Source organism: Candidatus Aegiribacteria sp. (assembly GCA_021108435.1).
In the GTDB taxonomy this organism is placed as follows: Bacteria; Fermentibacterota; Fermentibacteria; order Fermentibacterales; family JCC-6; genus Aegiribacteria.
Genome location: JAIOQY010000207.1, coordinates 1 through 3832 on the forward strand (window position 1 = coordinate 1; position 3832 = coordinate 3832).

A 3832-nucleotide genomic window follows, 5' to 3' on the forward strand; every position below is an offset into this window, starting at 1 on the left:
CGCTTGCCGGTTAACAGCGCCGGTCATTGGCGCTGTGCGCCATGCCCGGCGCACATAGAGAAGGGGAAGGCTTTTGCGCCTTCCCCTTCGGTTGGAGGGAGGGTGTGGTGTTAGGGCAGTATTATCTTATGGAGCCGCGCCGCATTTCGTGCTCGGACGCCATGTCTGCCAGCTTATCAAGCTGTTCAGCAGTAAGAACATTGTGCAGATCAACGATAGCTTCATACATCACATCTCTGACCGCGTCTCTGGCTTCATCAGCAGCCCCGAGAGTTATCTCCAGGTCTCTTACGGTCAGTGTCGGTGAGGTGAATACCTCTATGAATGTACTGCGCATCTCCGATGATTCTGCAGCATCCATGATTGTTTCTATCTCTTCTCTCGTATCTGCTATTATGCCCTCTACCTGATCGGTTTGATCGGTTGATAGATCCAGTCCTCTGAACATCATCCTGAATCTTTCAAAATTCTCAAATCCGGGTCCACCAGCTTGACCGCCGGGACCCCCGGGACCTCCGGAACCATGAGTCATGGCTCCACCGGGACGCATGGAACCTGAAAGAGAGTGATCTCCAAACCCCTGAGCCAGTGCCGTTCCGGCAAGCAGGCTGGCTGCAATCGCGAGTGTCCCGATTATTTTAACCTTCTGTTTCATTACAAACCCTTTCCTATTCCTTCAGCGCGATTATTCCCCATGCACCGGAATCGTAATCGTCTTCTTCCTGATCGAGCATTGTATCGGCATCAATAATATCAGCCGCTATGAACCAGTGATCTGAAGATGCCTCTGCGTACCATTCGTAACTGTAGATACCATCTCCTGCGACTCTGTCTCCCCAAAGTCCCTTATCATTCATGAAATGGCGCGGCCATGAAGGGCATGGGCCATGAGCAAACAGATAGAATTCGGGATCATACTGAGGATTAGTATGAAGAACTTCAACTTCGAGGCGAATCAGCTCGCCTGATTCTATCACTGGAAGACCTGTTTCGATATCGTAGAAAGTATCCGGGGAATCACACTCCCAGGCAAGATCGTCCCCTTTGTAGATCTTCATTGACTGGATGAAAACTTCCTGCGGAATATCCGAGTTGAGGGAGTATTCCGCTGGTGTGATGTGAGTAAGAACCCATCCTCCGTGTACACTGACATCGTCATACCTTTCAACAATGGCTCTTCTTGTTCTGATATCACTGATAGGTTTGATGCCAGGGTTGAATTCCCCGTCATGAACAACATCGATATAGAAATCAGCGTAAAGATTCCGAACCACTGTTACAGTACATATTCCAGTTGACGGATCATTCTCCAGAAGCACATTAAATGATGCTTCTTCATTAGAAAGATGCCTGTACCAGAATTCAGGGTGAGTACCGCACTTGCCATCCCCTTCCTCTCCCTGGCTGTCAAGCGGTCTCATCTCGACAGTACCGTTACTGTTGAGAAGATTGTAAATGTTATCCGAATCACTCTGCTCGGTAGCAGGATCCTGTACACATCCACCGATAAGAACAACGATCGCTACTGTAATTCCTAGAAGCTTTGTCATTTCAGCTCCTCCTTTCTTCACGGATAAACTGTGGGGGAATTACGAACGGATTATGAGCGGAGTGTAACAGAATGTAACAGTATTCGGGGACACGCAGCAGAAGCAAGGCTTTATGGGGACACACAGCAGAGTCTGTATGTCCCCGACACGCAGCAGAGGCAAGGCTTTTGGGGGACACCCACCATAGAGTGGATGTCCCCATTGCTCTATTTGAAGCTTATTTCAGCACCCAGACCGAAGTACCATACGCTCTTGTTATACGTGCAGTCCTCAAAAGCACCTGTGCCGTTTCCTTCATCGTAGATATTGTGTCCGCCGGCAAGAGTAACTGCCATACACTCTGTTACCGCATAGCGAAGTCCTCCGCCTATGCAGTGACAATCGAGGTTGTACTCAAGATCACTGTAAGTATCTTCGCTGCCGCCGAGATCGGATCGAAGATAAGCCAGCCCGCCAAGAAGCCTCGGGGTGAACTGATAATCAATTCCTATTCCAATATCGAGACCATTCTTGTATTCGTCATTAAGGCCGTCGAGAGAGTCTTCAGCGGCATCCTCAACCATGTAGTAATTGAAGGTGGTACTCAACAGGAATTCAGGAGAGAAACGGTACGAAACACCTCCGGAGATTACTGCAGGGAGATCTCTTCTCTGCTTGTAGCCGTCAGTGAACGAGGAATCCGGAAGCGCGAATGCGGCCCAGCTGTTCTCCGTAACACTTGTCTCGAATTCGAGATTCGTGCGGGTTTCATACTTGAGAGCAACATTAAGGTTTTCAACCGGCACTGCATTAACACTGACTATCCCGTTGAAACCGCTTGCGGTTTTCTCAACATCAATAGTACGGCTAACCTGTGACTGGTGTGCTGTTGTATCTATCCAGGTAACTGTGAAATCACCATATCCGTCATAAGTCTTTTTCGCAGATGTATACCTTCCGGCAAGCGAAAGGGATATTACATCATTTACTTCATAGGATGCTCCTGCTGTTCCAGCCAGGTATCGTGAAGATGCATTAATATATCCGTTATCCATTACCGCGAAACATATTGTTCCTGGATGCATCATCTGCTGAAGACCGGTCTCTATCAGCGGCATAGCATAGATACCGTCCTTGTAATCCAGAGCCCCTCCCCCTGCGGGAACTGTAAAGGATCCGAATACCGCCCAGTCTCCTGTTCTGAAAACGGCATAGAAATCAGGATAGAACAGCGTTGGTTCTGTTGACTGGTATGTTTCCACGGTTGTTGTATCCCAGAATGGAACAGCATCTATAGTATAGTCCTTCAGAAAGAACTCGTTTCCGAAGCTGATGTGGAAACCTTCTTCCAGAAATACCAGACCAGCTGGATTGTAGCTCACAAGATCCGCTCCTTCTGTTGCTACGTTTCTGGCGAAGTTTCTGAAGTAGTTCACACTCCTGTTTGTAAGGTAATCAATGTTGCCACCAATTACTGATCCTGTGAAAACCGCGACAAGCAGTGCAATAACTAGGATCCTCATGAAACCCTCCCTTTCTCAGATCCCCGACTCAGGCCACAGACGCATCTGTGTAACCCATAAATTATTGAAGTAAGTATTCTATGACAGGCTCGCAACGTCCACCCGCGAAGTTACATTGCGAAAAACATGAAGAAATCATGTCGCTTTTATTGGTGGGTGGCACTGTTCCAAACCTGTTGCGGATGGGCTGTGAGCCTGGCAAGCCACACGGAGCAGAACCTCATTTCAAAAGATTCGAACCGATCCTGAAGAACTCGACGGAGTTATTCGCAATATTCCTTTTCACCAGAATCGTTCTACCCTGGTCTTTCGGGAAGGCCGCCCTGTGATAAACCATTACGAGATGTTCATCAGTCAACCCGCATACATGGAGTTTTCCCGTGTAATGAGAAATGACATAACGAGCTCTGGCCGCAAGTCCTGAGCAACGACTCTGGGCCTCTCTGATTATCATGTATGCCTCCAGAGGTGGAACTGCGTATATGCTGTTTCCCACTGTTGGCCTGACCTGGAACATGTAGTAGGGTGCTATTCCCGCTGAAACAAGAGCATTGAAGAGGTTCTCCAGTACGTCCGCACTATCATTCACTCCTCTGATTATCGGTGTCTGGTTGCATATAGACACTCCGCAGCGTCTGAGCAGCCTGATTGCCTCCAGAGATTCCACACACAGTTCCCTTGAATGAGTGAAATGGGTCATGATATAGATCTGCACATCCCTCAGCTCACTCAATCCCTGAAGCAGCAAACGATCTGCAATCACCCTGCCGGGATCCCAGG

The 3832-nt window shown here is 48.5% G+C and carries 4 protein-coding genes; all 4 read right to left on the bottom strand.

Annotated features, from left to right (window positions below):
• Nucleotides 1-121: 121 nt before the first annotated feature.
• A complete protein-coding gene (locus tag K8R76_12540) occupies nucleotides 122-655 on the bottom strand; it encodes a Spy/CpxP family protein refolding chaperone (protein MCD4849003.1) in 534 nt (177 codons plus the stop codon).
• Between the two features lie 13 nt (nucleotides 656-668).
• Nucleotides 669-1550: a hypothetical protein gene (locus tag K8R76_12545; protein MCD4849004.1), complete on the bottom strand. Its 882-nt coding sequence runs from the start codon at nucleotides 1548-1550 to the stop codon at nucleotides 669-671.
• Between the two features lie 206 nt (nucleotides 1551-1756).
• Nucleotides 1757-3052, bottom strand: coding sequence for an outer membrane protein transport protein (locus K8R76_12550; protein ID MCD4849005.1), 1296 nt, complete (start codon nucleotides 3050-3052; stop codon nucleotides 1757-1759).
• Between the two features lie 220 nt (nucleotides 3053-3272).
• The coding region (locus K8R76_12555; protein ID MCD4849006.1) for a KamA family radical SAM protein at nucleotides 3273-3832 on the bottom strand (560 nt) is incomplete at its 5' end.

What these genes read in the sequence shown, in the direction of transcription:
- K8R76_12540 (MCD4849003.1), bottom strand. Translation starts at nt 655, where the DNA reads ATGAAACAGAAGGTTAAAATAATCGGGACACTCGCGATTGCAGCCAGC.
- K8R76_12545 (MCD4849004.1), bottom strand. Translation starts at nt 1,550, where the DNA reads ATGACAAAGCTTCTAGGAATTACAGTAGCGATCGTTGTTCTTATCGGT.
- K8R76_12550 (MCD4849005.1), bottom strand. Translation starts at nt 3,052, where the DNA reads ATGAGGATCCTAGTTATTGCACTGCTTGTCGCGGTTTTCACAGGATCA.